At 56.5% G+C, this 23264-nt stretch carries 22 protein-coding genes; 11 read left to right on the plus strand and 11 right to left on the minus strand.

Going from position 1 to position 23264, the window contains the following annotated elements; translation table 11 throughout:
• The first annotated feature begins 98 nt into the window (after positions 1 to 98).
• Entirely contained in the window at positions 99 to 257 is a 159-nt protein-coding gene (locus ACN0V1_RS02375) for a hypothetical protein (protein WP_417543444.1), read from the plus strand.
• A 69-nt stretch (positions 258 to 326) separates the two neighbouring features.
• Here the strand turns inward: ACN0V1_RS02375 and ACN0V1_RS02380 are convergent, their stop codons facing one another.
• The 3 genes from ACN0V1_RS02380 to ACN0V1_RS02390 all read right to left on the minus strand — a co-directional run bounded on the left by ACN0V1_RS02380 (position 327) and on the right by ACN0V1_RS02390 (position 2598).
• The gene (locus tag ACN0V1_RS02380; RefSeq protein ID WP_417543445.1) at positions 327 to 1172 is read right to left on the minus strand and encodes a DUF547 domain-containing protein; all 846 of its coding nucleotides are present in this window, start codon (positions 1170 to 1172) and stop codon (positions 327 to 329) included.
• An 89-nt stretch (positions 1173 to 1261) separates the two neighbouring features.
• A complete protein-coding gene (locus tag ACN0V1_RS02385; protein ID WP_417543446.1) occupies positions 1262 to 1957 on the minus strand; it encodes a TVP38/TMEM64 family protein in 696 nt (231 codons plus the stop codon).
• Positions 1958 to 1974: 17 nt separating this feature from the next.
• Complete coding sequence (locus ACN0V1_RS02390) at positions 1975 to 2598, minus strand: YbhB/YbcL family Raf kinase inhibitor-like protein (protein ID WP_417543447.1); 624 nt, start codon at positions 2596 to 2598, stop codon at positions 1975 to 1977.
• A 152-nt stretch (positions 2599 to 2750) separates the two neighbouring features.
• Here ACN0V1_RS02390 and ACN0V1_RS02395 point away from each other — a divergent pair, with 152 nt between their 5' ends.
• The 4 genes from ACN0V1_RS02395 to ACN0V1_RS02410 all read left to right on the plus strand — a co-directional run bounded on the left by ACN0V1_RS02395 (position 2751) and on the right by ACN0V1_RS02410 (position 6456).
• Positions 2751 to 3083 carry an ankyrin repeat domain-containing protein gene (locus ACN0V1_RS02395; protein WP_417543448.1) on the plus strand — a complete coding sequence of 111 codons (333 nt, stop codon included), beginning with the start codon at positions 2751 to 2753 and terminating at the stop codon, positions 3081 to 3083.
• Positions 3084 to 3109: 26 nt separating this feature from the next.
• Positions 3110 to 3850 (plus strand): spermidine synthase, encoded by a 741-nt coding sequence (locus tag ACN0V1_RS02400; protein WP_417543449.1) that lies wholly within the window; start codon positions 3110 to 3112, stop codon positions 3848 to 3850.
• A 135-nt stretch (positions 3851 to 3985) separates the two neighbouring features.
• Complete coding sequence (locus tag ACN0V1_RS02405) at positions 3986 to 5848, plus strand: phospholipase effector Tle1 domain-containing protein (protein ID WP_417543450.1); 1863 nt, start codon at positions 3986 to 3988, stop codon at positions 5846 to 5848.
• On the plus strand, positions 5845 to 6456 hold the full coding sequence (locus ACN0V1_RS02410; RefSeq protein WP_417543451.1) for a DUF2931 family protein: 612 nt from the start codon (positions 5845 to 5847) through the stop codon (positions 6454 to 6456). The genes ACN0V1_RS02405 and ACN0V1_RS02410 overlap by 4 nt, the downstream gene beginning before the upstream one ends.
• A 166-nt stretch (positions 6457 to 6622) precedes the next feature.
• On the opposite strand, the gene ACN0V1_RS02415 is transcribed toward ACN0V1_RS02410, so the two are convergent.
• A complete protein-coding gene (locus ACN0V1_RS02415) occupies positions 6623 to 7183 on the minus strand; it encodes a TIGR00730 family Rossman fold protein (protein WP_417543452.1) in 561 nt (186 codons plus the stop codon).
• Between the two features lie 190 nt (positions 7184 to 7373).
• Between ACN0V1_RS02415 and ACN0V1_RS02420 the strand changes: the two genes are divergently transcribed.
• Both ACN0V1_RS02420 and ACN0V1_RS02425 read left to right on the plus strand, forming a co-directional pair.
• Positions 7374 to 8684, plus strand: a complete 1311-nt coding sequence (locus ACN0V1_RS02420) for an NAD(P)/FAD-dependent oxidoreductase (RefSeq protein ID WP_417543453.1) — start codon at positions 7374 to 7376, stop codon at positions 8682 to 8684.
• 36 nt (positions 8685 to 8720) lie between these two features.
• Complete coding sequence (locus ACN0V1_RS02425) at positions 8721 to 9485, plus strand: HNH endonuclease (RefSeq protein WP_417543454.1); 765 nt, start codon at positions 8721 to 8723, stop codon at positions 9483 to 9485.
• Positions 9486 to 9865: 380 nt separating this feature from the next.
• Here ACN0V1_RS02425 and ACN0V1_RS02430 read toward each other — a convergent pair whose 3' ends face one another.
• The 6 genes from ACN0V1_RS02430 to ACN0V1_RS02455 form a co-directional block, all read right to left on the minus strand.
• Positions 9866 to 11197 (minus strand): HD-GYP domain-containing protein, encoded by a 1332-nt coding sequence (locus ACN0V1_RS02430; RefSeq protein ID WP_417543455.1) that lies wholly within the window; start codon positions 11195 to 11197, stop codon positions 9866 to 9868.
• A gap of 105 nt (positions 11198 to 11302) precedes the next feature.
• Positions 11303 to 11533, minus strand: a complete 231-nt coding sequence (locus ACN0V1_RS02435) for a formate dehydrogenase subunit delta (protein WP_417543456.1) — start codon at positions 11531 to 11533, stop codon at positions 11303 to 11305.
• On the minus strand, positions 11530 to 12366 hold the full coding sequence (gene fdhD / locus ACN0V1_RS02440) for a formate dehydrogenase accessory sulfurtransferase FdhD (protein WP_417543457.1): 837 nt from the start codon (positions 12364 to 12366) through the stop codon (positions 11530 to 11532). The genes ACN0V1_RS02435 and fdhD overlap by 4 nt, the downstream gene beginning before the upstream one ends.
• A gap of 16 nt (positions 12367 to 12382) precedes the next feature.
• On the minus strand, positions 12383 to 15304 hold the full coding sequence (fdhF, locus tag ACN0V1_RS02445; RefSeq protein ID WP_417543458.1) for a formate dehydrogenase subunit alpha: 2922 nt from the start codon (positions 15302 to 15304) through the stop codon (positions 12383 to 12385).
• A gap of 1 nt (position 15305) precedes the next feature.
• Positions 15306 to 16865, minus strand: a complete 1560-nt coding sequence (locus tag ACN0V1_RS02450) for a formate dehydrogenase beta subunit (RefSeq protein WP_417543459.1) — start codon at positions 16863 to 16865, stop codon at positions 15306 to 15308.
• Between the two features lie 17 nt (positions 16866 to 16882).
• Positions 16883 to 17407 (minus strand): formate dehydrogenase subunit gamma, encoded by a 525-nt coding sequence (locus ACN0V1_RS02455; RefSeq protein WP_417543460.1) that lies wholly within the window; start codon positions 17405 to 17407, stop codon positions 16883 to 16885.
• A gap of 94 nt (positions 17408 to 17501) precedes the next feature.
• On the opposite strand from ACN0V1_RS02455, the gene ACN0V1_RS02460 reads away from it, so the two are divergent.
• Positions 17502 to 18575, plus strand: a complete 1074-nt coding sequence (locus tag ACN0V1_RS02460) for a substrate-binding domain-containing protein (RefSeq protein WP_417543461.1) — start codon at positions 17502 to 17504, stop codon at positions 18573 to 18575.
• 54 nt (positions 18576 to 18629) lie between these two features.
• On the opposite strand, the gene ACN0V1_RS02465 is transcribed toward ACN0V1_RS02460, so the two are convergent.
• Complete coding sequence (locus tag ACN0V1_RS02465; protein ID WP_417543462.1) at positions 18630 to 19325, minus strand: GntR family transcriptional regulator; 696 nt, start codon at positions 19323 to 19325, stop codon at positions 18630 to 18632.
• Between the two features lie 124 nt (positions 19326 to 19449).
• Between ACN0V1_RS02465 and ACN0V1_RS02470 the strand changes: the two genes are divergently transcribed.
• The 3 genes from ACN0V1_RS02470 to ACN0V1_RS02480 are packed head-to-tail and all read left to right on the plus strand — an operon-like array spanning position 19450 to position 23223.
• Positions 19450 to 20799, plus strand: a complete 1350-nt coding sequence (locus tag ACN0V1_RS02470; protein ID WP_417543463.1) for a glutamine synthetase family protein — start codon at positions 19450 to 19452, stop codon at positions 20797 to 20799.
• The gene (locus ACN0V1_RS02475; RefSeq protein ID WP_417543640.1) at positions 20799 to 22109 is read left to right on the plus strand and encodes an NAD(P)/FAD-dependent oxidoreductase; all 1311 of its coding nucleotides are present in this window, start codon (positions 20799 to 20801) and stop codon (positions 22107 to 22109) included. The genes ACN0V1_RS02470 and ACN0V1_RS02475 overlap by 1 nt, the downstream gene beginning before the upstream one ends.
• Before the next feature lie 31 nt (positions 22110 to 22140).
• Positions 22141 to 23223, plus strand: a complete 1083-nt coding sequence (locus tag ACN0V1_RS02480) for a polyamine ABC transporter substrate-binding protein (RefSeq protein ID WP_417543464.1) — start codon at positions 22141 to 22143, stop codon at positions 23221 to 23223.
• Positions 23224 to 23264 lie beyond the last annotated feature (41 nt).

The raw sequence follows: 23264 nt of genomic DNA on the forward strand, positions 1-23264 counted from the left end.
GTAACACAAGGGGCCAGTCAGTTGTCTATACCTCGTAAGCGCGGCCTGACCGAGCATCGGATAGACCCCGTGCATCACCACGAACGAGGTACCAAGCCATGAGAAAACTGACACTGATACTCGCCGCTATTGCCCTATCGTTCTCTGCGTCTACTGCGCTGGCCATGAACGGTCAAGCAGACAGATACAACGAAGCAAGGAGCTTTCCGATGACAACGTCTGACAAGATTGTGGATGTGAAAGTCTCTGCAAAGTGATCAGGAACGGAAAAGGCCGCTACTCTCCGGATTAGTGGCCTTTTTTGTGTCCGTATTCCGAGAACCGGATTAACGCAACTCGGGAAAATTGGCCGGGCTGTTCAAAGCCCAGTCGTAGTCGATGAATTTTATGGTTTCTGTGCCTGCCACTCGATCTGCCACTACCGGATCAGCCCATTCTTCAATGAAAGCCTTTTCAGAACCGGAAACCTCGGTGAAGTCCTCTTCGTACCATTTAAATAATTCGGTAACATAGAGCACCTCACCCTCTACACGGAGGTGACGCTCTGTGCTGAACGCCCGGCGGGTATTTTCTGCGAGCATGTCTTCCAGATTATCTGCAGTATAAAGGGTGTCCCGAAGTGGCGGGCAGCCAACCGAAGCACAGTTCACAGCAAAATGTACGCGGGCATCCTTCCAGCCCTTGTCGGCATAGTCGTCACCCAGCAGGATTTCCTTTTCAATCTCATTGAGGCTGTAAGCTCGTCCTCCAACAGCAAAGCTCTTTCGCTCAAACACACTGTCAACAAACGGGTTCACCCGGCCGCCATAATCCCAGACGGACGAAACCAGTTCGCCATCCGGTCGCTCAGTGAGTATCTGGGCAAGCATGAAAAAATTGTAGGCGTTCGTCCAGAAGGCAACGGATTCCTCTCGCCCCTCCAGGGTCTCGGGATTGAATGCCATCAGCTTGGCACGTTGGTCCGTCAACGTTTGTTGCAGGTCATTATCGGCCAGGGCAGACCGGTACTCGAAGGCAGAAATCAGTCCGTCACCGGGTAAGGTCTGTTTAACCAGATAATCGGTAAGAAGGCGCTGATAACCCGCATAAAACCCGGAATTAATATCGGCCCACGCCAGGGCAGGCATAACAAGAAAGGCCAGAACAAATGACAAACGTCGGTAACCAAGCATAATCGCTCCCAGTTGTATCGGGTTTTTAGTGAAAGGGTGCGGTTACAGACAACAGACTTCGCTTTCTGTTACACAGAAAGGGCATAGGCTCAAACATCGCCATTCAGATGCAGCCAACGGGCCAGCCTGGAATTCGGGTGCCGGCCAAGATAAATTGGCAGGGTGCTCATAAACACCAGGATAATAGCGGCGGCTATCACCGTCAGCATCGGGTTGAGTTCAAAGCTCTGGCCAAGCCCCGCAAAAACCAAGGTCATTGGCACCATACCCACGGCGGTCGCAAGCATGTAACGCCAGAGATGTATTGCCGTGACCCCGGCCGCATAGCTGACCAGGGCAAAGGAAAACAGGGGGATCAACCGGGTCAGCAGTATCGCGACAAACAGGAAACGTTGTGACCCCTGTGCCGAGAACAGCGGATTGTGCTCCAGCTTCTTCTGAACGGCATCACGCCCGAGAATCCGCGCCAGGTAAAACGCAATAAGCGCCCCCGCGAGCGCGCCAACCACCGCAATGGCCGTTCCGGTATACATACCATACACCAGGCCCGCTGCAGCGCTGATGGGCAGTGTCGGGATAGGCCCGACAACCACCGCGAGGATCATTAACAGTATCAGAAGCAGCGGCCCGAGTTCCCCCTGATGAGCAAGCCAATCCGACAATGCCACTGGCGCGAAACTGGCTGGCATGCCAAGTTGGCTAAGCACAAGCCAGATCGCGATCATTACCAGCGCCACAATGGCCAGAAAGGAGAGGCGGAAAACCCACTGCGAACGGCTGTTCATCCGGCTATTCAATCACGTTAGCGCAGGTCCGGGTTGAGCGTATAGGTTCCGGTCACCCTGGCACTGGCCAGTACGTGGCCCGCCATGGCGTTACGAACCGCCTCGCCATCAAACTCCCCGGAAAGGCCCAGAGATTCCACATCCAACGCATGAACTTCGTAGTGATAGTGGTGCAGCAGCTCGTCGTTCCAGGGCGGACAGGGGCCATCGTAGCCGTAGTAAGTTCCCGCCATATCCGGGTTTCCGGCAAGGAACTGGGTAAAGTTGTTTACCCCACGCAGGCCAAACGGGCCTGGGCCGCTGTCTTTGCCTTTGGGTGTAACGCCATCACTGTCTTCGCCTTCTGGAATACGGCTAACGCGGGCGGGAATATCCACCAGCAGCCAGTGGAAAAAATCCACTCGCGGAATGTTTTTTGAAACCGTTTTGCCTTCCTGATTTGCATCATCCGCCACACTGGGCACATCCGGATCAAACATCATAATCACGAAGCTTTTTGTACCTTCCGGTGCGCCTTCCCAGGACATCCCCGGGTTCCGGTTAGGGCCAAAGCTCATGTGGTCTTCCGGGTGGAACACGCCGAACGCGAATATATCCGGGACCGGCTTGCCCTCTTCAATACCCTCAACGTTCAGTTTCATGGTGCTTTCTCCTGTCAGTTATTGCTGTTAGCAGCTGGGCTCTATTCCAGCGATTGTGTCTGAGACTAACTCATTCTGTGATAAAAGGTTGTATCAACGGTATCGTACGTATGTCCAACCGACCTTTGAATAGTAAATTAAACGGAGACCAGATGAACGAGCACAAGCCCGGCCAGCCGCAACAACCAGCGAACCAGCTGGATGAAGACGCCATTGCGTTCGCCCAGGGGATTTTTGAGCTGGCACGCAACGGCGGCACCAACATGCTCCGCCCTCTGCTGGAAGCCGGAGTACCCGTAGACATACGCACCAGCAACGGCGAAAGCCTGCTGATGCTTGCCGCCAGCAACGGCCATGCCGATACGGTGCAACTGCTGTTGGAAAAAGGCGCCAACCCGGAGCTGCAGGACGCAGATGGCAATACGGCACTGAATCTTGCCCGCGCCAATGGCAACCAAAACGTGATCAAGCTTCTGGAACGCTAGCCCCCGATTTTCTCAAAGAGCACCGCATGTTCAACAAAGGCGAGATTATTCACCACAGCCGGGACAAACTCGGCAGTATTCTGGTGATCGACTACCGCAAGCACCGGGTACTGACCTTCAACTCAGTGTTTGAACAAAGCAAGATTGACCGACGATACCCGCATGTTCCCGTGCACGAATACAGCCGGGCAATGCTGCTGCCCGCCGCCTTTAGCAGCCCCCGGCACGTAACCATACTCGGGCTGGGCGGCGGCGTGATGGCCAGTGCTTTTCATCATCTTTACCCGGAATGCCGCGTACACGCGGTTGAGCTGAGGCAGGCGGTTCTGGATGTGGCCCGGGAACACTTCGGGTTACCCGACAGCGAGCGCCTGAAGGTGACCATTGCCGATGCCCGCAATGCCCTGAGCGATCTTCCCGATGCCAGTACCGATATGATTCTGGCAGACCTGTACAACGCCGACCGCATGAGCCCGGCACAGGCCCAGCGGCAGTTTGTCGAAGGCTGCAGCCGAGCACTGAGCCCCGATGGCTGGCTGGTGTTGAACTACCACCGCACGCCGGACCCGGAAGGGCCTTACTTCCGCCAGCTGAGAAAGCACTTTGCCGTGCTGCTGGTATTCAAAAGTAAAACCAACAACACCATTGTGTACGCCAGCAAACAGCCCTTCGAGGCCATCCATCCGAAAGACCCCGCGCTGGCCAGCCTGGAAAAGCGGCTGCCGATTGACTGGAGCCAACTGATGAGCAAAGTCAGCCGGCTTTGAATTCAGCCAGTTGATCTTCGCCATGAGCTCAGGCTGATCATGGTAACTTGACCAAAAAATGTATACGCTTTCGTTGTCTTACGGCAAGCCGGTTTTCGGATCAAAACCGGTCATCACCCAAGGAAGGAGTGCCTCATGAGCAACCTCATGGTCGCCTGCGTTGGCGACACCCACGTTTGCCCCATTCCCGGCCACGGCAGCAGCCCCATTATTGCGAACGGCGCGACCGCCAATGTGGATGGTGTACCCATCGCCCGGGTGGGCGATGCCTGCGGTTGCGGTGCCGTAATCGTTCAGGGTTATCCACTGGCCCTGCTGGACGGTCGCCCCCTGGCCCACATGGGCAGCCCGACCTCCCACGGTGGCCAGATCATTACCGGCAAACCCCGTGTCATCTTAGGCGTAGCCACCCTTACCGCACCGGTGGTGGATTTCGCCAAGGCGGGTGCCCTGAACAGCCAGGGCCAACTGACCCCGGAGGCTACGCAGGCGCTGGACAAAGACCCTTTCGGCTTTGTTGAGTGGGCCAAAGCCAAAGGCGCACTGGTAGACAAAGGTCTGGAAGGCGCGACCCCCGAAGAAATTGAAGCCTCGAAACGCTATGCAGCAGGCCAGTCTGACCTCCGCCCCAAAGTGACCGTTGAGGCTGGAATTTTCTTCGACGGCACCGGCAACAGCCGCGATAACACCGGTGCCTTTGAGCGAAAGGTGGATGAATGCCTGACCGCTCAGGCAGCGGGGGCCATCAGTGAGGAAGCCTGCAGCGCTGAAATTTCGCAACTGATGGAGGGGAGCTACCTTAATGCTGAGACCAATGTTGCAAAGCTTCGTGATCTTTATTTGCCCTTTTCCACTAACACGCTAACCATCGAAAATCACCGATATCCTGTATATGTCTCGGGCGTTGGCACCAAATCCGGCAAGGAGGATGATGCCTGGGCTATGGGAACCGGTACGGGTGAGCGGGGGATTCTCGCCAAAATGACATTGGCTTGTGATGAACTGGGAGCATACATTTCCCGTGATGCAAGTAGCCCAATTGACGAGTTAATTCTGGATGTCTTCGGCTTCAGCCGGGGCGCGGCTACCGCCCGACATTTCGTGAATGAGGTGGGGGATGGTGCCAGCGGTGCATTGGGGCAATCTTTTCAGAAACTAGGCATTACCTGGCCGAAAACCGTCACCATTCGTTTTCTGGGGCTGTTTGATACCGTGGCAGCCGTTGTCGATATACTGGGTGCCGACTTTTCAGCTCACAATACCAACAATGGCGGGGTGCGCGTGGACATTGCCGCCGACTCGGTTCAGCGGGCCGTGCACCTGACGGCTCGGGACGAATGGCGTTACAACTTCTCCCTCAACAGCGTGCGAGGGCCGGATGGTAGCCTGCCGGATCATTTTGACGAGTGGGTACTGCCCGGAGCCCATTCCGACATAGGTGGCGGCTACCCCGATAACTTCCACGAACACATTCAGGTAGCCCTGCCCCGCAAGTTCCGCGGCTACCACCCCAGAGACAGTTATGAATACACAAAAATCCTGATGGACCGTCAGCGGATAGCCGGTGAAGGCTGGCTGGGGGCATACAATCCGGATGGCACACTAACAGTTGAAGAAGCTTACCACCGGCGGTTAAAAGAAGGTGAAGTCGAACTGCAGTTTCGTCTTTGGCTGGACCGGCGAGTACAGGCCGAATACTCTCGGGTGGCCCTGCGGCAGATGTACCGGCTGGCAAAAAATGCGGGGGTACCGTTTGACCCGGTAGACCCTGCCGACCCTGATATCGTCTTGCCCGATGAGCTTCAACCTATCGCTGCCCAGATTACCCGCCACATCAACGAAGGCCAGCCACTGCGACTGTCTGCGGCAGAGGAAGCCCTGCTTCGCCAACGTTACATTCACCACTCAGCCCATTACCAGATTGCCGGACCACTCTTTCCATTCAAACCTGCACCCGGTGGCGTGCGGGGCGTATATCCGAATAAGGGACTCAAATGATCAGAAGACTTGTAGTGCTTGTGACGGTGCTCTGCACGAGCTTCCTGTTAAGTGGCTGCTCCATCGCGGGTACGCCTGAATGGGACCATCCAGTGAAGTACCGACTTCGTGTCAGTGTGCCCCGACATTACGATGCGTGGGTCAAGCCAGTGCAATTCGAAGCGACAGGAGAGCGAGCCTGGTGGCATCCGATTGGCATCACGACCTGTTGCTGGAAGGCTTCGGGTAACGGGAACGCGCATCTGGAACCCATGCCCGACTACATCCACATAACATGGTTTTCCTTCGCCGAACAGCAGTCCTATACCCGGCTTATCCATATCCCTGACCCGGAAGCCCTACGTGAACGTATGGAGCAACCCGCACCGGTTCAAAGAAATGGAAAAACCATCAACATGCCCCGTGATACATTGGTTCTGGGGCTCGCCCCCGGCGGTACGGTTGTCCTATGGATTATGAATTGGGCCGAGACCGCCATCGAGGTGGGGCGTTATAAAGCAGTCAAAATAGACACTCATCCTGAGTACTATGAAAAGAGAACCGAACGCTATTTATCGGATAGTGGTGCCTATCTCAAGAAGCACGGCCTTCAGCTTGATCGCTGGTAAAAATATTTGCCAAGGATACGCAGAAGCTATCTGGCGGTGCGCGTGGATATCACCGTCGAGGTGGTTGCGACTGGCCGCACCCCAACGCCCCCAAAGTCAACTGTACCTGGGCCGACTGATGGGCAAAGTCAGCCGGCTTTGAATTCAGTCAGGCGCTCACGCTTGCTCAGGTCCACTTTTCCCGAGGCGGTACGTAGGCCTTGAAGCCATCAACCAGTTCTGTCGGTGTATCCGCCAGCACAATCATGTCGAGGTATTGCTGCTTAACAAAGCCAGAGGCCACCATGGTTTTAATCATCTCCAACAACGAGTCGTAAAAACCCTTCACGTTATAGAAGGCGCACGGCTTCTGGTGAAAACCGAGCTGCCCCCAAGTCCAGGCCTCAAAGATTTCCTCCAGCGTGCCAATACCGCCCGGCAGGGCGACAAAGCCATCGGCCAACTCCGCCATCTTCGCCTTGCGTTCATGCATGTTGCTCACAACAAAAAGCTCGGTAAGATCCGAGTGTGCCAGCTCCCGATTCAACAAATGTTCCGGGATAACGCCATAAACCTTGCCGCCGCTAGCCAGAACCGCGTCAGCAATAATACCCATCAGGCCGACGTGCCCGCCGCCAAACACCAGGTCTATACCGTTATTACCGAAGTACTCACCCAGCTCTCTGGCCTTTTCAGCGTATTGCGGCTCGTTACCTGAACGGGAACCACAGTAAACTGCTACTTTCATACTTTCCTGTCTCTTGCTGTGTATGTCGAATGATCAATAGGTGTTCCGACCAATTGTGCCGGTTGTCCGGAGCACGTTAGTATTATTCGGGCAGCATTAGTATCCTACCTTGTAAACAGGCTCCAGTGACGACAGCCAAGCGTTTTTCTGAAAGAGTGTTTGGCTTTCTTTACTTACAGGTTGGATTGCTATGGAAAACCTTCATCATATTGTTGTCGTCGGTGGCGGTGCCGGCGGCCTCGAACTTGTTACCAGCCTGGGCAGGAAGCTCGGCAAAAAGGGCAAAGCTCGCGTTACCCTCGTTGACGCAGGGCTGACCCATGTATGGAAGCCCCTCCTGCACGAGGTGGCATCCGGCTCGCTGGACGCCAATTCCAATGAAATAAACTACCGGGCCCACGCCCGCACGCACCACTACGAATTCCAGCTGGGGCGCATGAGCGGCCTGAATCGTGAAACCAAAAAACTGGTGATCGCGCCTTTTCTCGATGAAGAAGGCAACGAAGTGGTTCCCGAGCGCCACCTGAATTACGACACCCTGGTGATAGCCGTCGGCAGTACCGCCAACGATTTCGGTACCCCCGGCGCACAGGAGCACTGCCTGTTCCTCGACAGCCTGAAACAGGCCCGCCGCTTCCACAACTTGATGCTCAATGCGTTTTTGCGCAAAAACCACGAAGCTCGGCAAGGCGGTGATCACATGCTGAACATCAGCATTATAGGTGCCGGCGCCACCGGTGTTGAGCTGGCAGCAGAGCTACGGTTAGCCTCTCGCGAATTGCCGGTGTACGGCATGAACCACCTGAAAGCCTCCGATGTCTCCATCACCGTAATTGAAGCCGCCGACCGCATTCTGCCGGCACTGCCAGCCCGGCTCTCGGCAGCGGCCACCAAGGAACTTGGGCGCCAACATGTGAAAGTTCTTAACGGCCAACCCGTAAGCGAAATCCGCCCCGGCCTTGTGGTACTCAAAGACGGCACCGAGCTGCCCTCGGAAATGACCATCTGGGCTGCAGGCATAAAAGCGCCGGCGTTTCTCGCCGACCTGGATGGCCTGGAGTCCAACCGCAGCAATCAACTGATTGTGCACCAGACCCTGCAAACCACCCGGGATTCTGACATTTTCGCCTTCGGCGACTGCGCCGCCTGCCCGCAACCGAATTCTGACAGACCCGTCGCCCCCCGCGCCCAAGCCGCGCACCAGCAAGCCGATGCCCTGTTTAAGTCCCTGTGCAACCGGCTGGAAGGCAAAGACGCCGTGCCCTTCGTTTACAACGACTACGGCTCGCTGATCAACTTCAGCCACTACACCACCGTAGGCAACCTGATGGGCAACCTTTCTGGCCGCAGCATGTACATTGAAGGCAAGGTGGCCCGGCTGTTTTATGTATCGCTGTACCGCATGCACCAGGTAGCGCTGCACGGCTTTCTACGCACCGGCGTGATCTGGTTTATGGACAAGATAAGCCGGGCGATGCAGCCTAGGTTGAAGTTGCATTGAGGGGCTAAATTCAAGCGTTCTGGCGAAGGTAACGGCATGACGACGAGAAAGGCATGGTCGGAATTTGATCTGTTGGTTGCTCTGGGGCTTTACTGCGAGCTTCCCTTTGGAAAATTTCATCAGCGCCATCCTCGAATTATTGAGGTCGCATTCAAGCTTGAGCGCTCACCCAGCTCTGTTGCCATGAAGCTAAGCAATCTCGCAAGCCTGGATCCGGTTATCACCGGCTCTGGGCGCAAAGGACTTGCAGGAGCCTCGCAAGCAGATCGAGATCTATGGCAAGAGTTTAGCCAAACCCCCTCTCGAATCATGCCCAAAATAGTGATGGCTCTGGAGAGCCTGGATTCGGCCACACCCAATGAACAAGAAGCTATCGAGCTTAACAGCTACCGTGGTGAAACCATCTCTTCGGTCATCCAGCGCCGCAAAAGCCAAAACCTATTTCGTACAGCGGTGCTTTCTGCGTACGACTATCAATGTTGCGTTACGGGTATCGCAGACACACGTTTTCTAGTGGCTAGCCACATTAAACCGTGGGCCGAAGACGAGCATAATCGTCTAAACCCTCGTAACGGCCTGTGTCTCAGCACATTTTATGATCGAGCCTTTGATATCGGCTTAATCACGTTCGCCGATGATTACAGGTTAATGATTTCATCGGAATTGGAAAAACAGCAAAGCAATAATCACATACGCGAGACGTTTCTTGAGCGAAGCGGAACCACAATTGAACTGCCAGATAAGTTCTCACCATCGCCAGAATTTATGCGCTGGCACCGTGACCGTCTTTTCATACAGTGAGGAGTTTGGGAGGCTGTGAGATTGGATGGATAAATGACGCTTCATACGTCGAGCCACTCTAGGATTTTTGACAAACCCCATTCACCCAACACTCATCCCGCCCCGGTCAGCGGTTTGCCAGATCGCCATTTTCTCAAACTGCGGCAAGGCGCAGGTCCAGATGCCATCGTAGGCCTCGTATTCGCTAACCTGATCAAACGTGCGAACGGAAACGGGGTGGCTTATGGCCCTGGGGGCAAGGCCGGCCAGTTTGTCGGAGGCGTCAAAGGCAGTAACGCGATAACCGCGGGCCAGAAAACCGCGGGAGTCCCGGTCGGAACCACAGCCAAGTCAACCTTCGGGCAACTTATCGCCTACCAGAGGATACTCCCACTTGTGCTCTATTCTGTATCAAACGAAGACAAAGGCGCTGTTACGATCAAACCTTCCTTCACGAAGTCCTGCAGTACAATACCGTAAGTCCCGTCTGGCACCTCTTTGGCGATTTGGTAGACCATTCCGTTATCGTCTTTTGGAGCCGCCTGTAAATCCAATATCCTGAAAGAGACTACCGGTGTTTTGTCCGCATCCCGAACCATTAACACCTTCGGCTTGAGTTTGTGCAGCGCATGGCTTTCGATCACGATCCCCACTTCTCCGTTCACCATTTCGGCGATGGATCCGGGTGGATAAACGCCCACCATCTGAATAAACGCGTCAGCCAGCTCAGTATCAAACTGGGTTCCGCGATTATTGTGGATGATCTCCAGAGCATGCATGGACGCCAGGGCTTTTTGATAAACACGCGTGCTGGTAATCGCGTCGTAGGTGTCCACCAGCGCGATGATCTTTGCAAAGTAGGGTATGTTTTCCGCCGGTAGCCCTCTTGGATAGCCTTTGCCGTCTATTCGCTCGTGATGCGAGAAGGCCACGTCCACAGCGCTTTGCAGGGGGGCTCCGGTGCTGATGAGAATGGTGCGACCGTGAATCGTATGGTTTCGCATTAACGCAAACTCGTCGTCGGTCAGGCTGGTTGGCTTATTCAGAACCTCGTTCGGAATTCTGGTTTTACCAACATCGTGCAGCAGGCCGCATAGTGCCAAATTCTCAATTTCGCCCTTTATCATACCCAGAGATTTTCCAAACGCTGCGGCCAGAATGGAAACGTTGATGCAATGCTCGGCGGTATACTCATCCTGGTTCTTGATCTTGGTGAGCAGCATCAAGGCGTTCTCGTTGCGCAGCACACTCTCTACGCAACTATTCACAACCGTTCGGGCGTTGTTTATATCCAGCGTGCGGCTGATGCGCAAACCGGACATGATGGATTTGGCCGTGCTCTGAGCGTCTTCAAACCGCATGGTCGCCGTTTGCAATTCCCGACTCATGCTCACCTGGTTTATGTAGGAAACACGCTTTCGGGGGACTGTCCGGGCGGAGCCGGGTTTCGGCGGCTGCACAGGCTTCTGTTTGGGCTTGAAAAAACCTGCCAGACGACCCGGGCTGGAAACCTTCTCTCTGGGTTCCCGGTTTTTCTCGGCTACGCCTTGTATAACCACAAAATCACATTGAAGACGCAACGCGTGGACTTCGTTCAGGTCTCTGATAATAAAGCCCTGCATGAGAAAGTCTGTTTCTTCCCAGGGTCTATCCAACCGGATGACATGCATGCCGATTTCCAGATCAGCAGTATCTATCCGCGTTTCAACAAGCTCAACGTACGTACCTTGCATGGCTTTGGCCCAGCATTGAAGGCTATCAATATAAACATCGTGCAGCTGTAGCGCAGTATTAAAACATGAATTGTTAAAACAGTTAAACCTGGTTTGATGCGGTGTTTACTCCGGCGCGGCCTCCAGCTTGGCAATAGTCGATCGGGCTAATGCAGACAGCTCTGCCGGGTTTTCGCTGGCGTAGGCGATGATTTGTTGCTTCATGCTGCGGGCCCAGAACTTATGCAGGTGGTCGGCAGCCACGTCGGTTACCTTATCGTCGTCACCATGGTGCAGGTTGTTGGCGATAATCTGGTCGAGCATTTTGATCAGGTTGTTTAATTGGTGATCGTTCACAAGGTGCTCTCCTGCGCAGTGTCATCGCAGCTTGCATAGATTACGTGGCGGCCGGGGCGGGCGAAGCCGATAAGGTTCATGCCGCTTTTGCGGGCCTCGCGGATGGCCAGGGCAGTGGGGGCGGATACTGCCACCAGAGTTGATATGCCTACACTGGCGCTTTTCTGTGCCATTTCAAAACTGGCGCGACTGGAAATTAGCGCGAAGCCTTCGCCAAAGGCCTGATCGCCATATTCGCGCAGGCGGGCACCGATCAACTTGTCCAGCGCGTTGTGGCGGCCTACGTCTTCCCGGGTCTGAACAATCCGGCCTTGGGTGTCGCACCAGGCGGCACCGTGGGTGGCTCCGGTTTGCAGTTGCAACGGCTGGTGCTTTTTCAGATTTTGCAGTGCGGCCTGAACGGCTTCGTCGCCGGGGATTGGCTGCGGCGCCACCGGCTTGAGGGTTCGTACCACGTGGGTCAGGGATTCAGTGCCACAGAGCCCGCAGCCGGTTCGGCCGGCCATATTGCGGCGCTGCTCCCGCAGGCGGGCATAGCAGTCGCCGGCAATGTGCATGTCTAATTCTATACCGTCTTCACCCGGCTTTATCTCGACGCTGAACAGCTGGTCCGGCCGCTGCAGAATGCCTTCGCTCAGGCTGAAACCCAGGGCAAAATCTTCAAGATCGCAGGGTGAAGCCATCATCACGGCGTGGGACACGCCGTTGTAAACCATGGCCACCGGAATTTCTTCTGCAATCAGATCGCGGGACCGGGCGCCTTCAATACCACCGCGCACACTCACCCGGGCCTCACTCATCGGCGGTGAAATGCTTGCGGGTGTATCAGCCATGGCAACTGGCCCCTGATTACTTGAGTGCGTTTGCATGGCTGTCTTCCCCGCTTTCCATGGCCGGCTTCAGCAAGGCCTGCTGGCGCTTGTTGAAGTCCACAAAGTTGCGCTGCCAATCCGACGGCTGGGACACTTTTTCTACCTGCACGGCCGTTACCTTGTATTCCGGGCAGTTGGTCGCCCAGTCGGAATTGTCGGTGGTGACCACATTGGCACCGCTGCTCGGGTGATGGAAAGTGGTGTAAACCACTCCCGGCAACATGCGGGTGCTGAGTTTTGCCCGCAGCACGGTATGGCCTACGCGGCTGCTGATGCCCAGCCAGTCGCCGTCTTTTACGCCGCGCAGTTCCGCATCGCTGGGGTGCAGTTCCAGCACGTCTTCTTCATGCCAATCCCTGTTGCTGGTGCGGCGGGTCTGGGCGCCAACGTTGTACTGGGACAAGATGCGTCCGGTCGTCAGCAACAGCGGGAAGCGGCGGCCGGCTCGCTCCTCACTGGCCAGGTATTCGGTGACCGCAAACCTGCCTTTGCCGATGGGGAAGTCCACCGTGTGCATGGTGGGCGTGCCCTCCGGGTGCTCATCGTTGCAGGGCCACTGGATACTGCCCAGCTGTTCCAGCTTGTCGTAACTTACACCGGTGAAGGTGGGTGTTAATGAGGCAATTTCATCCATGATTTCAGAGGGATGGTTGTAGTGCATGGGGTAACCCAAGGCGTTCGACAGCGCCATGGTCACTTCCCAGTCTTCCATGCCGGCAATGGGCTCCATCACTTTACGCACGCGGTTGATGCGGCGCTCGGCGTTGGTGAAGGTGCCGTTCTTTTCCAGGAAGGTGGAGCCAGGCAGCAACACGTGCGCGAACTTGGCAGTTTCGTTCAGGAAGATGTCCTGCACAATCAGGCAATCCAGGGCTCTCAGAGCCGATTCCACATGCTGGGTGTTGGGGTCTGACTGGGCAATGTCCTCGCCCTGCACGTACAGCGCTTTGAACGACCCGGCGATGGCGGCATCGAACATGTTCGGAATGCGCAGGCCCGGCTCGTTGTCGATGGGCACACCCCAGACAGCCTGAAAGCGCTCACGCACCGTCGGGTCGCTCACGTGCTGATAGCCGGGCAGCTCGTGGGGGAAGGACCCCATATCACAGGAGCCCTGCACGTTATTCTGCCCGCGCAGCGGGTTTACGCCGCCGCCTTCTTTGCCAATGTTGCCAGTGGCCAGGGCCAGGTTGGCAATGCCCATCACCATGGTAGAGCCCTGGCTGTGTTCGGTCACTCCCAAGCCATAGTAGATGGCGCCGTTGTCTGCCTGTGCATAAAGGCGGGCGGCTTCGCGTACTTTGTCTGCCGCTACACCGGTTACCGCTTCCATGGCTTCGGGGGAATTACGCGCCTCGGCAATAAACGTGCGCCAGGCGTTGTAGGCCTCGGTGTCGCAACGGTTATGGATGAACTCCTGATCTTCCAGCCCTTCGGTCACAATCACGTGGGCCAGTGCGTTCACCATGGCCACGTTGGTGCCGGGGCGCAGCGGCAGGTGCAGGCCTTCAGCAGCATGGGGCGTGTGAATCACATCAATACGGCGCGGATCAATCACGATCAGTTTGGCGCCCTGGCGCAAGCGCTTACGCATCAGCGAGCCGAAAACCGGGTGCGCATCGGTTGGATTGGCGCCGATCACCACAATGGTGTCGGCCTTCATCACCGAATCGAAGGTCTGGGTGCCGGCAGACTCGCCCAGTGTAGTTTTCAAACCGTAGCCGGTAGGGGAATGGCATACCCGTGCGCAGGTGTCGGTGTTGTTGTTGCCGAAGGCCGCACGCACGAGCTTCTGCACCAGATAAGTTTCTTCGTTGGTGCAGCGCGAGGAGGTAATCCCGCCAATGCTTTCGCGGCCATGCTCGGCCTGAATGCCTTTGAGTTTTTTGGCGGAAAACGCCAGCGCTTCGTCCCAGGACACCACTTGCCACGGATCGTTGATGGTCTCGCGAATCATCGGCTCTTTGATGCGGTCTTTATGGGTGGCGTAGCCGAAGGCAAACCGGCCTTTCACGCAGGAATGGCCGTGGTTGGCCTCACCGCCTTTGTAGGGAACCATGCGCACAACCTGATCGCCTTTCATTTCGGCCTTGAACGAGCAGCCCACACCGCAGTACGCGCAGGTAGTAACCACACTGTGCTCAGGCTGGCCGGCGTCGATCACACTCTTCTCCATCAGCGTGGAGGTAGGGCAAGCCTGTACGCAGGCACCGCAGGATACGCAATCGGAATCCATGAACGGATCGTTCTGGCTGGCGACGACTTTGGAGTCAAAGCCGCGGCCTTCGATGGTCAGCGCAAAGGTGCCCTGCACCTCGTCGCAGGCTCGCACGCAGCGTGAGCAGACAATGCACTTGCTGGGATCGAAACTGAAATACGGGTTGGAATCGTCAATTTCAGCGTCCAGATGGTTCTCGCCGTCAAACCCGTAGCGCACTTCCCGCAGGCCCACCACGCCGGCCACGTCCTGCAGTTCGCAGTTGCCATTGGCCGGGCAGGTCAGGCAATCCAGCGGGTGGTCGGAGATGTACAACTCCATGATATTACGGCGCAGTTTCGCCAGCTTGCCGGTCTGGGTGGTAACGGCCATACCTTCTGCTACCGGTGTGGTGCAGGAGGCCGGATAGCCGCGACGGCCTTCAATTTCCACCGCACACAAGCGGCAGGAGCCAAAGGCTTCCAGGTTGTCGGAGGCACACAATTTGGGGATGTTGATGCCCGCCAGTGCTGCGGCGCGCAATACCGAGGTGCCTTCCGGTACGGTGATGTCACGGCCATCGACCGAAATGGATACCAATGCTTCTGACAGGCTAACTGGCGTGCCGTAATCAACGTCGGGATTCAGGCCGTTCTTGCCGGGCTGGTAGCTTTCGGTGCGCGGATCATAATAGTGCAACATATCAAGCCTCCACTGGGCGCGGGCTGGCCATCAGGTCTTCGGGGAAATGTTTCATCACGCTCTGAACCGGAAAGGGCGTCATACCGCCCATGGCGCAAAGTGAGCCGTCCACCATGGTTTCACACAGCTCTTCCAGCAACACCAGGTTGTTATCGCGGTTCTCACCGGCACGAATGCGATCAATCACTTCCACGCCACGCACCGAGCCAATCCGGCAAGGGGTGCATTTTCCGCAGGATTCAACAGCGCAGAACTCCATGGCAAAACGGGCCTGTTCGCCCATATCCACGGTGTCGTCAAACACCACCACACCGCCGTGGCCAATGCCCGCGCCGAGTTTGGCAAAAGCTTCATAATCCATCGGTGTGTCCCACTGGTTTTCGGGCATGTAAGCCATCAGCGGACCACCCACCTGCACGGCCTTCATTGGCCGGCCGGTAAAGGTGCCAGCGCCGAAGTCTTCCAGGATTTTGCGCAGGGTCACGCCAAAGGCCAGCTCAATGAGGCCGCCCTGCTTGATGTTACCGGCCAGCTGAATGGGCAGGGTGCCCAGCGAGCGGCCCATGCCGTAATCGGCGTAAGCTTTGCCACCGTGGGCCAAGATGTATGGCACCGCCGCCAGCGACAGCACGTTGTTTACCACCGTGGGCTGGCCAAACAGACCTTTGATGGCGGGCAGCGGCGGCTTGGAACGCACCAGCCCACGCTTCCCTTCAAGGCTTTCCAGCAGGGAGGTTTCTTCGCCGCATATGTAGGCGCCTGCGCCGAGCCGCGCTTCCAGACGGAACGAACGGCCGTTGCCGCAAACGTTATCGCCCAGATAACCGTGGGCCTCAGCGGTGCGGATGGCTTCGTCCAGCATCTTCTTGGACAGTAAGTATTCCGAACGTACGTAAATAAAACCCAGAGTAGCACCCACCGCCAGGCCGGCAATGACCATGCCCTCAATCAGCATGTAAGGGTCGCATTCCATCACCAGGCGGTCGGCAAAGGTGCCGGAATCGCCTTCGTCGGCGTTGCACACCACGTATTTTTGCTGGTTTTGAGGTTCGTCCAATACGGTCTGCCATTTTATCCCCGCGGGGAAGGCCGCGCCGCCGCGACCGCGCAGGCCGGAGGCCTTTACTTCACCCACAATGCACTGGGGCGCGAGCGCAGCGGCTTTCTTCAGGCCGGCGAAACCACCGTGGGCAATGTAATCCTCAATACAGATCGGGTCAGTGATGCCAATTCGGGCAAACGTAAGGCGCTGCTGTTGCTGCAGGTAAGGGTGTTGCGCAATGTCACCCAGATACAAGGGGTGATCGGGATGACCCTCAAACAAGCCAGCAACCACCAGTTCTTCCACCTGATCCGGCTCCACCGGGCCATAAGCGACGCGGCCATAAGGCGTTTGCACTTCAATCAATGGCTCGAGCCAGAACAGCCCGCGTGAGCCATTACGCACCAGGTTTACATCCAGGTTCTGCGCTGCTGCTGCGAGCAGTAACTCTTGCGCAACCCGGTCGGCACCTAAAGAAAGGGCTGTGGTATCGCAGGGCACATAAATTGTTGTTGTCATCGAACTCGCTCCTGCTTTTATTTTAGCTGAAGGACAGACGTTGTCAGTTTGTCCGCCAGCTGATCAAATTTCTGTGGGGTCACTCGGCCGATAACGTCATTGTTCACGCGAATAGACGGCCCGCAGGCACAGTTGCCCAGGCAATACACCGGCGCGAGCGTGAACTCGTTATCGGCGGTGGTTTCGTGGTAGCCCACGCCCAGCCTTTCCTGAACGTGGCGTTCAAGCGCCCGCCCGCCGCGGGCCTGGCAGGCTTCGGCACGGCACACTTCCAGCACGTTGCTGCCCGCCGGGCGGGTGCGAAAATGATGATAAAAGCTGATAACCCCGTGAATATCGGCTCGGGTTTGCTGCAGCATTTCAGCGATGATGGGTACGGCACCCTCGGGTACGTAGCCGATGCGATCCTGTATGGCATGCAAAATGGGTAAAAGCGCACCGGGTCCGTGCTGCAGGGCTGCGACTTCCTGGCGAATCATGTCAGGGCTCCAGTCGCCGGCAACGGGCACTGTTTTATGATCAGCTCTCTCTGACATATGCATGACTGTTCCTACCTGTTTTTATTCTGATACAGTAACAAAACACTCAACTACGCCAAATTAGCACTCCAGGCTCCGGTACGGAATATGAACAAGAATGCATAACAGGAAACTGACCATATCCCCGGCCTGGGTATTCCGCACCGATACTGACGAACTCTTCGAGCCCGTTCTGTTTCGCCTGCTGGCGAGCATCCGCGATACCGGCAAGCTCACCGTTGCCGCCGCCGCAGTCGGCATTTCCTATAGGCACGCCTGGAATTTACTCAACCGGGGTACCGATATTCTGGGCATGCCACTGGTCATCATGCGCAAAGGCCATGGCAGCCAGCTTTCTGCTTTGGGGGAGAAACTACTGTGGGCAGAGCACCGTGTAACCGCTCGGCTTGGCCCACAAATCGACAGCATGGCTGCGGAGCTGAACGATCAGGTTCAGCAGTTGCTAGCCGGCGCCCAACCCACTCTGCGCCTGCACGCAAGCCACGGCTACGCGGTTGCCTTGCTGCCAGAGTTCTCGGAGCAGGTAAACATCAACCTGCAGTACCGGAACCCGGAAGAAGCGCTTTCTGCCCTGAATCGCGGAGAGTGTGATATCGCAAGTTTTCACCTGCCCACTTGCCCGTCACTCGCCCGGCAGATTATCAGCCACTATAAAAAGCACCTGAACGGTCATGAGCACCGCCTTATCCGTTTTGTTACCCGGCGCGAAGGCTTGATGATGCGCAAAGGCGAACACGAGAACATCCGCACGTTGCAGGATCTGAGCACCTCCGGCCTCAGCTTCATCAGCCGTGACCGTCACTCCGGCACCCGGGTTCTCTTTGATCTTTTACTGAAGCAGCAAGATGTTGCCGGGGACAGTATCAACCGCACTTCTCAGCAGGAGTTCACCCACACGGCGATTGCAGCCTTCGTAGCGTCGGGGATGGCGGAAGTTGGATTTGGGGTACAGGCTGCTGCCGAGCAGTTCAACCTGAATTTTATTGAAATGGCCAGCGAGCACTACATGCTGATCTACCGCCAGGATCGCCTGCCTCCCGCCACACTTGCAGACCTGACAGCGCTTATGAAATCCCCGGCATTGATCGATCGCATCAACGGCGTGCCGGGTTACGAACCCGACAGCCCCGGCGAGGTCACCACATTTGACGCCTTGGCTGCCGGCCACTGAGTCCCGGAACAGACGGCCAACACGGTTGAACAGGCTAACATGGCCTGAAAACCGTCATGCCGCTTCTATGACGGCAAGCAGGCTCCGGCCGGACTTCAGAACGCCGTCTCTGATGTCGTTGGTAATGGCATCTTGCAGCGCAGTTGCGTCGCGGGTCGTCAGCGCTGCCAGAATCTCTTTGTGGCGATCAATCTCGTAATATTCGGTGACCCGCGTGAGGACCTGGCGCTGGAACGGACCCAGCTGCAGCCAGATGCTTTCAATGATCGGCATTGAGGCCTGGGCCGGGTTAACCGTGTATAAGGTGCGATGAAAATCCTGGTTCAACAAAGTTAGTTGATCCAGATCTCTTTCAGAGACGAAGCCGTCCATCCTGTCATCCATTTCCGTCAACTTTTCGATGATGACATCCGACATATAGGGCAACGCGCGTTGGGCTGTATGGACCTCGATCGCGACGCGGAGTGCAACCAATTCTTCAAAGCGGTCGAGCGTCATCAAAGGCACTGTCATACGCCGATTGTCTTTGATCTGTATCGCATGTTCCGAGCTGAGCCGCCGCACCGCCTCGCGTACAGGGGTTGGGCTGAGGCCCAGGCATTCAGCTAACCCGCGCATCGTCAGCGAAGTGCCGGGTTCGATCGCGCCCAACATGATCGCGTTGCGTAGGCGTTCATATACGTATTCCTGTGTCGTCGTCCCGGATAGTGCCGGGATATCAGGGATATTGAGTTCGCCGTTGTTGGTCATCAGCCCGCCCTGGGGTTTGTTGAAGGGGGTTATATTACCTAAATAGATTGACACAATTAAGGTAATGATATAAATATTTACAAAATGATATCACAATTCTTAAAACGGTATCGCAAGGTGATCCATGTCTGATAATAAGGCCGAAGCTTGGCTGGCACAGCATCCTGAAATTGATTCCATTTTTGCCTGCGTTTGCGATCTGAACGGCACCATGCGGGGCAAGCGCGTTCCGGTTGATCAGGTATCCAAGGTCATAGATGGCGGCCTGCGCATGCCGTTGTCGATTGTCGCCATGGATATCTGGGGCGAAGATATCGAAAACAATGAACTCGTATTCGAGACCGGCGATTCCGATGGGCTGTGTGACTATACCGGCCGCCCATTGATGCCAATCACCTGGACCAGTCGCCCGACGGCGCTGGCGATGCTGTGGATGCGGCAAGAGGACGGCACACCCTTCCCCGGCGATCCGCGTCGGGCCTTGGCGCGCGTGGCCGAACAATACAAAGAGCGCGGGCTGACGCCCGTAGTGGCGACCGAGCTGGAATTCTATCTGGTCGACCCCTCGGAGGATCACCCGCAGGCGCCTCGATCCCCGGTCACCGGTAAGCGGCTGGTATCTGACGGGGCGCTGTCCCTGGACGAATTGCAGCATTTCGATGAATTTCTGAACGATGTATACGATGCCTGCGAATTGCAGGGCATTCCAGCTGATGCGGCAATCTCGGAAAATGGGGCGGGGCAGTTCGAGATCAACATGCGTCACGTCGCCGACCCCTTGCGTGCCGCCGACGATGCCGTGTTGTTCAAGCGGCTCGTGCGTGGCATTGCCCGCAAGCACGGGTTTGCGGCCACCTTTATGGCAAAGCCCTATGGCGCCCTGTCTGGCAGCGGCTTTCACGTCCACTTCTCGTTGATCGATGAAAACGGGGTAAACGTCTTCGACAATGGCGGCGACGAAGGCTCGCCCCTGATGTTGAATGCGGTAGCCGGAATGCTGGCCACGATGCAGCAAAACACGCTGACATTTGCGCCGCACGAAAATTCATATCGCCGTCTTCTACCCGGCGCCCATGCGCCGACAAATGTCGCCTGGGGCTATGAGAACCGAACTGCGGCAATCCGCATCCCCGGCGGTGCTGCAAGCGCGCGGCGCATAGAGCATCGCGTCGCGGGTGCCGATGCCAACCCCTACCTCGTGTTGACCAGCATCTTGGGCGGCGCGCTGCTCGGCATTCAAAACGACATGCAGCCGGCGGCACCCATCACCGGGAACGCGTATTCGATGAAGCTGGACAATCTGCCGCTGGACTGGGCGACCGCCATCGACGCCTTTCAAAAGGGTACGGATGTGCCGAAGATCTTTTCCAAACGGCTGCAAACGATGCTGGTCGAATGCAAGATGCAGGAATTACGCACGTTTGCCCGCCATGTGACCCATTTCGAATACGACAGCTATTTGGAGATCGTGTGATGAGCTCCCAGGGCCACACTTATGCCGGCGACGGAAGCCACACCACAAGTTACTACGCCGCCTCAGCCAACCCGGCGCCGGAACGGCCGGAACTGATGGGTGATCACCAAATCGACGTCTGCATCGTAGGCGCCGGCTATAGCGGGCTCTCAACGGGCCTGTACCTCGCGGAAAAAGGCTACAAGGTTGCCATCATTGAGGGCGCTCGGGTTGGATGGGGTGCCTCGGGACGCAATGGCGGACAGATCGTTAACGGGCTGAACGCCAGTCTGCAAACCATCAAGAAACGCTACGGGCAAGACACGGCCACCTTCGTCGCGGGTCTGGTGCAGGAAGGAGGCGAGATCATCCGTGAGCGAATCAGCACCTACGACATCCAATGCGACCTGAAAGACAAGAACATCTTTACGGGTTTGACCAGCGCCCACATGGTCGAACTGGAAGAGCGGGTGAAGCTCTGGGCCAGCTATGGCCTGAAGAACCAGGAGATGCTGGACAAGGAACAACTGCGGAAATACGTTAATTCCGACCTTTACGAAGGCGGGATGATCGACCATTCCGGCGGCCACATGCACCCGTTGAATCTGGCCCTGGGCGAGGCGGCGGCGTTTGAGCAGAACGGCGGCACGATCTATGAGATGTCGGCGGTGATCGACGTGGATCACTTGGCGGCGCAGCCCGTTGTCAAAACGGCCAAAGGCTCGATGACCTGCAAAACGCTGGTTCTGTGCGGCAATGCCTATCTGGGCCACGTGGTGCCGACGCTCACCTCACGGGTGATGCCGGTGTCAACGCAGGTGATGGCGACCGAACCCTTGGGCGAAGCGCGTGCACAGGAATTGATTCCATCCGATGCCTGCGTCGAAGATATCCGCTATATCCTTGATTATTATCGCTTGTCCGGCGACAAGCGCATGTTGTTTGGCGGCGGCACTGTTTACGGTGGCGCTGACCCCAGTGACATAAAATCCAAGTTGCAGCGCAACATGGACAAGGTGTTCCCACAACTCAAAGGGGTGAAAATCGACTACGCCTGGAGTGGTAATTTCGCCCTTTCGTTCAGCCGTGTTCCGCAGATGGGGCGCATCGGCAGCAACACCTATTTCGCACACGGTTACAGCGGCCATGGCGTAACCGGATCGCACACCTTCGGGCGCATCCTGGCCGAGGCAATCCACGGCGACATGACCCGGTTCGACGTGTTTGCCAAGGTGCCGTGGTATCCGTTCCCCGGTGGACGCATGTTCCGCGTTCCCTATTCGGTGATGGGCTCCTGGTGGTACGGGCTGCGTGACAAAATGGGTATCTGATCCAATAATAAAAACTCTTTAGGAGAACACCATGAAAAAAACAACAATGATCTTCGGCGCACTGGCGCTGACTACCGGCTCAGCATGGGCTGATGGTGAACTGAACGTCTATCACTGGTCTGATTATGTGGCCGCCGATACGATTTCCAACTTCGAAAAGAAAACCGGTATCACGGTCAATTACGACGTGTTCGACAGCAACGAAGTGCTGGAAGCCAAGATGCTGACCGGTGCCAGCGGCTACGATGTAGTGGTGCCCTCTATCGAGTTTCTCGCTCGTCAGGCGCAAGCCGGCCTTTATGCCAAAATCGACAAGGACAAGCTGAAGAACTACGGCAATCTCGACCCTGACATTCTCAAAATCATCGCGGTGAACGACCCGGACAACACCTATGGCGTACCCTACATGATGTTCTCTGTCGGGATCGGCTATAACATCGACATGATCGCCGAGCGCATCGATGCAGACAAGATCGGCAGCTGGGACATGGTGTTCGACCCGGGCACCGTGGCCAAGCTGGCCGATTGTGGCGTGGTGATAATGGATTCTCCGTCTGAGGTTATGGCGTCGGCGCTGAATTATCTGGGGCTGGATCCGCATTCCGAAGATAAAGCCGATCTGGAGAAAGCCAGCGAGTTGATGTTGGGCGTTCGCCCCTACATCCGCTATTTTCATTCGTCGCAATACATTAACGATCTGGCCAATGGCGACATCTGCCTGACCATTGGCTACTCAGGTGACATCCTGCAGGCACGCGACCGTGCCGCCGAAGCCGGACAAGGCACCAACATCGCCTACACGATCCCGAAAGAGGGCGCGCTGATCGGGTTCGACATGATGGCGATCCCGGACGACGCACCCAATCCCGAAAACGCATTAAAATTCATCGACTACATCCTCGAACCAAAAGTTGCCGCGGACATCACCAACTATGTGTATTTCGGCAACCCGAACACGGCTGCTACGAAGTTTGTGAACGAAGACGTTGCGAATGACCCAGGCATTTATCCCCCCCAGGACGTCAAGGTCAAGATGTTCGTTTCCAAGCCGCACTCAGCGCGCTATGACCGGACTCTGACCCGCACGTGGACCACGATCAAGACCGGAAAGTAAGCCTGCACGTTGGCGCTCGGGCCTGCCCCGGCGCCAACCAA

The sequence above is a fragment of the Marinobacter sp. genome, from assembly GCF_048266785.1.
Classification (GTDB): domain Bacteria; phylum Pseudomonadota; class Gammaproteobacteria; order Pseudomonadales; family Oleiphilaceae; genus Marinobacter.

Excerpts from the sequence above, each read along its gene's own strand:
- ACN0V1_RS02395 (WP_417543448.1), top strand. The coding sequence starts at position 2,751 with ATGAACGAGCACAAGCCCGGCCAGCCGCAACAACCAGCGAACCAGCTG.
- ACN0V1_RS02385 (WP_417543446.1), bottom strand. The coding sequence starts at position 1,957 with ATGAACAGCCGTTCGCAGTGGGTTTTCCGCCTCTCCTTTCTGGCCATT.
- fdhD (WP_417543457.1), bottom strand. The coding sequence starts at position 12,366 with ATGGCTGATACACCCGCAAGCATTTCACCGCCGATGAGTGAGGCCCGG.
- fdhF (WP_417543458.1), bottom strand. The coding sequence starts at position 15,304 with ATGTTGCACTATTATGATCCGCGCACCGAAAGCTACCAGCCCGGCAAG.
- ACN0V1_RS02470 (WP_417543463.1), top strand. The coding sequence starts at position 19,450 with ATGTCTGATAATAAGGCCGAAGCTTGGCTGGCACAGCATCCTGAAATT.
- ACN0V1_RS02405 (WP_417543450.1), top strand. The coding sequence starts at position 3,986 with ATGAGCAACCTCATGGTCGCCTGCGTTGGCGACACCCACGTTTGCCCC.
- ACN0V1_RS02420 (WP_417543453.1), top strand. The coding sequence starts at position 7,374 with ATGGAAAACCTTCATCATATTGTTGTCGTCGGTGGCGGTGCCGGCGGC.
- ACN0V1_RS02410 (WP_417543451.1), top strand. The coding sequence starts at position 5,845 with ATGATCAGAAGACTTGTAGTGCTTGTGACGGTGCTCTGCACGAGCTTC.
- ACN0V1_RS02430 (WP_417543455.1), bottom strand. The coding sequence starts at position 11,197 with ATGCAAGGTACGTACGTTGAGCTTGTTGAAACGCGGATAGATACTGCT.
- ACN0V1_RS02400 (WP_417543449.1), top strand. The coding sequence starts at position 3,110 with ATGTTCAACAAAGGCGAGATTATTCACCACAGCCGGGACAAACTCGGC.
- ACN0V1_RS02455 (WP_417543460.1), bottom strand. The coding sequence starts at position 17,407 with ATGCATATGTCAGAGAGAGCTGATCATAAAACAGTGCCCGTTGCCGGC.
- ACN0V1_RS02375 (WP_417543444.1), top strand. The coding sequence starts at position 99 with ATGAGAAAACTGACACTGATACTCGCCGCTATTGCCCTATCGTTCTCT.
- ACN0V1_RS02480 (WP_417543464.1), top strand. The coding sequence starts at position 22,141 with ATGAAAAAAACAACAATGATCTTCGGCGCACTGGCGCTGACTACCGGC.
- ACN0V1_RS02390 (WP_417543447.1), bottom strand. The coding sequence starts at position 2,598 with ATGAAACTGAACGTTGAGGGTATTGAAGAGGGCAAGCCGGTCCCGGAT.
- ACN0V1_RS02415 (WP_417543452.1), bottom strand. The coding sequence starts at position 7,183 with ATGAAAGTAGCAGTTTACTGTGGTTCCCGTTCAGGTAACGAGCCGCAA.
- ACN0V1_RS02425 (WP_417543454.1), top strand. The coding sequence starts at position 8,721 with ATGACGACGAGAAAGGCATGGTCGGAATTTGATCTGTTGGTTGCTCTG.
- ACN0V1_RS02475 (WP_417543640.1), top strand. The coding sequence starts at position 20,799 with ATGAGCTCCCAGGGCCACACTTATGCCGGCGACGGAAGCCACACCACA.
- ACN0V1_RS02460 (WP_417543461.1), top strand. The coding sequence starts at position 17,502 with ATGCATAACAGGAAACTGACCATATCCCCGGCCTGGGTATTCCGCACC.
- ACN0V1_RS02450 (WP_417543459.1), bottom strand. The coding sequence starts at position 16,865 with ATGACAACAACAATTTATGTGCCCTGCGATACCACAGCCCTTTCTTTA.
- ACN0V1_RS02380 (WP_417543445.1), bottom strand. The coding sequence starts at position 1,172 with ATGCTTGGTTACCGACGTTTGTCATTTGTTCTGGCCTTTCTTGTTATG.
- ACN0V1_RS02465 (WP_417543462.1), bottom strand. The coding sequence starts at position 19,325 with ATGACCAACAACGGCGAACTCAATATCCCTGATATCCCGGCACTATCC.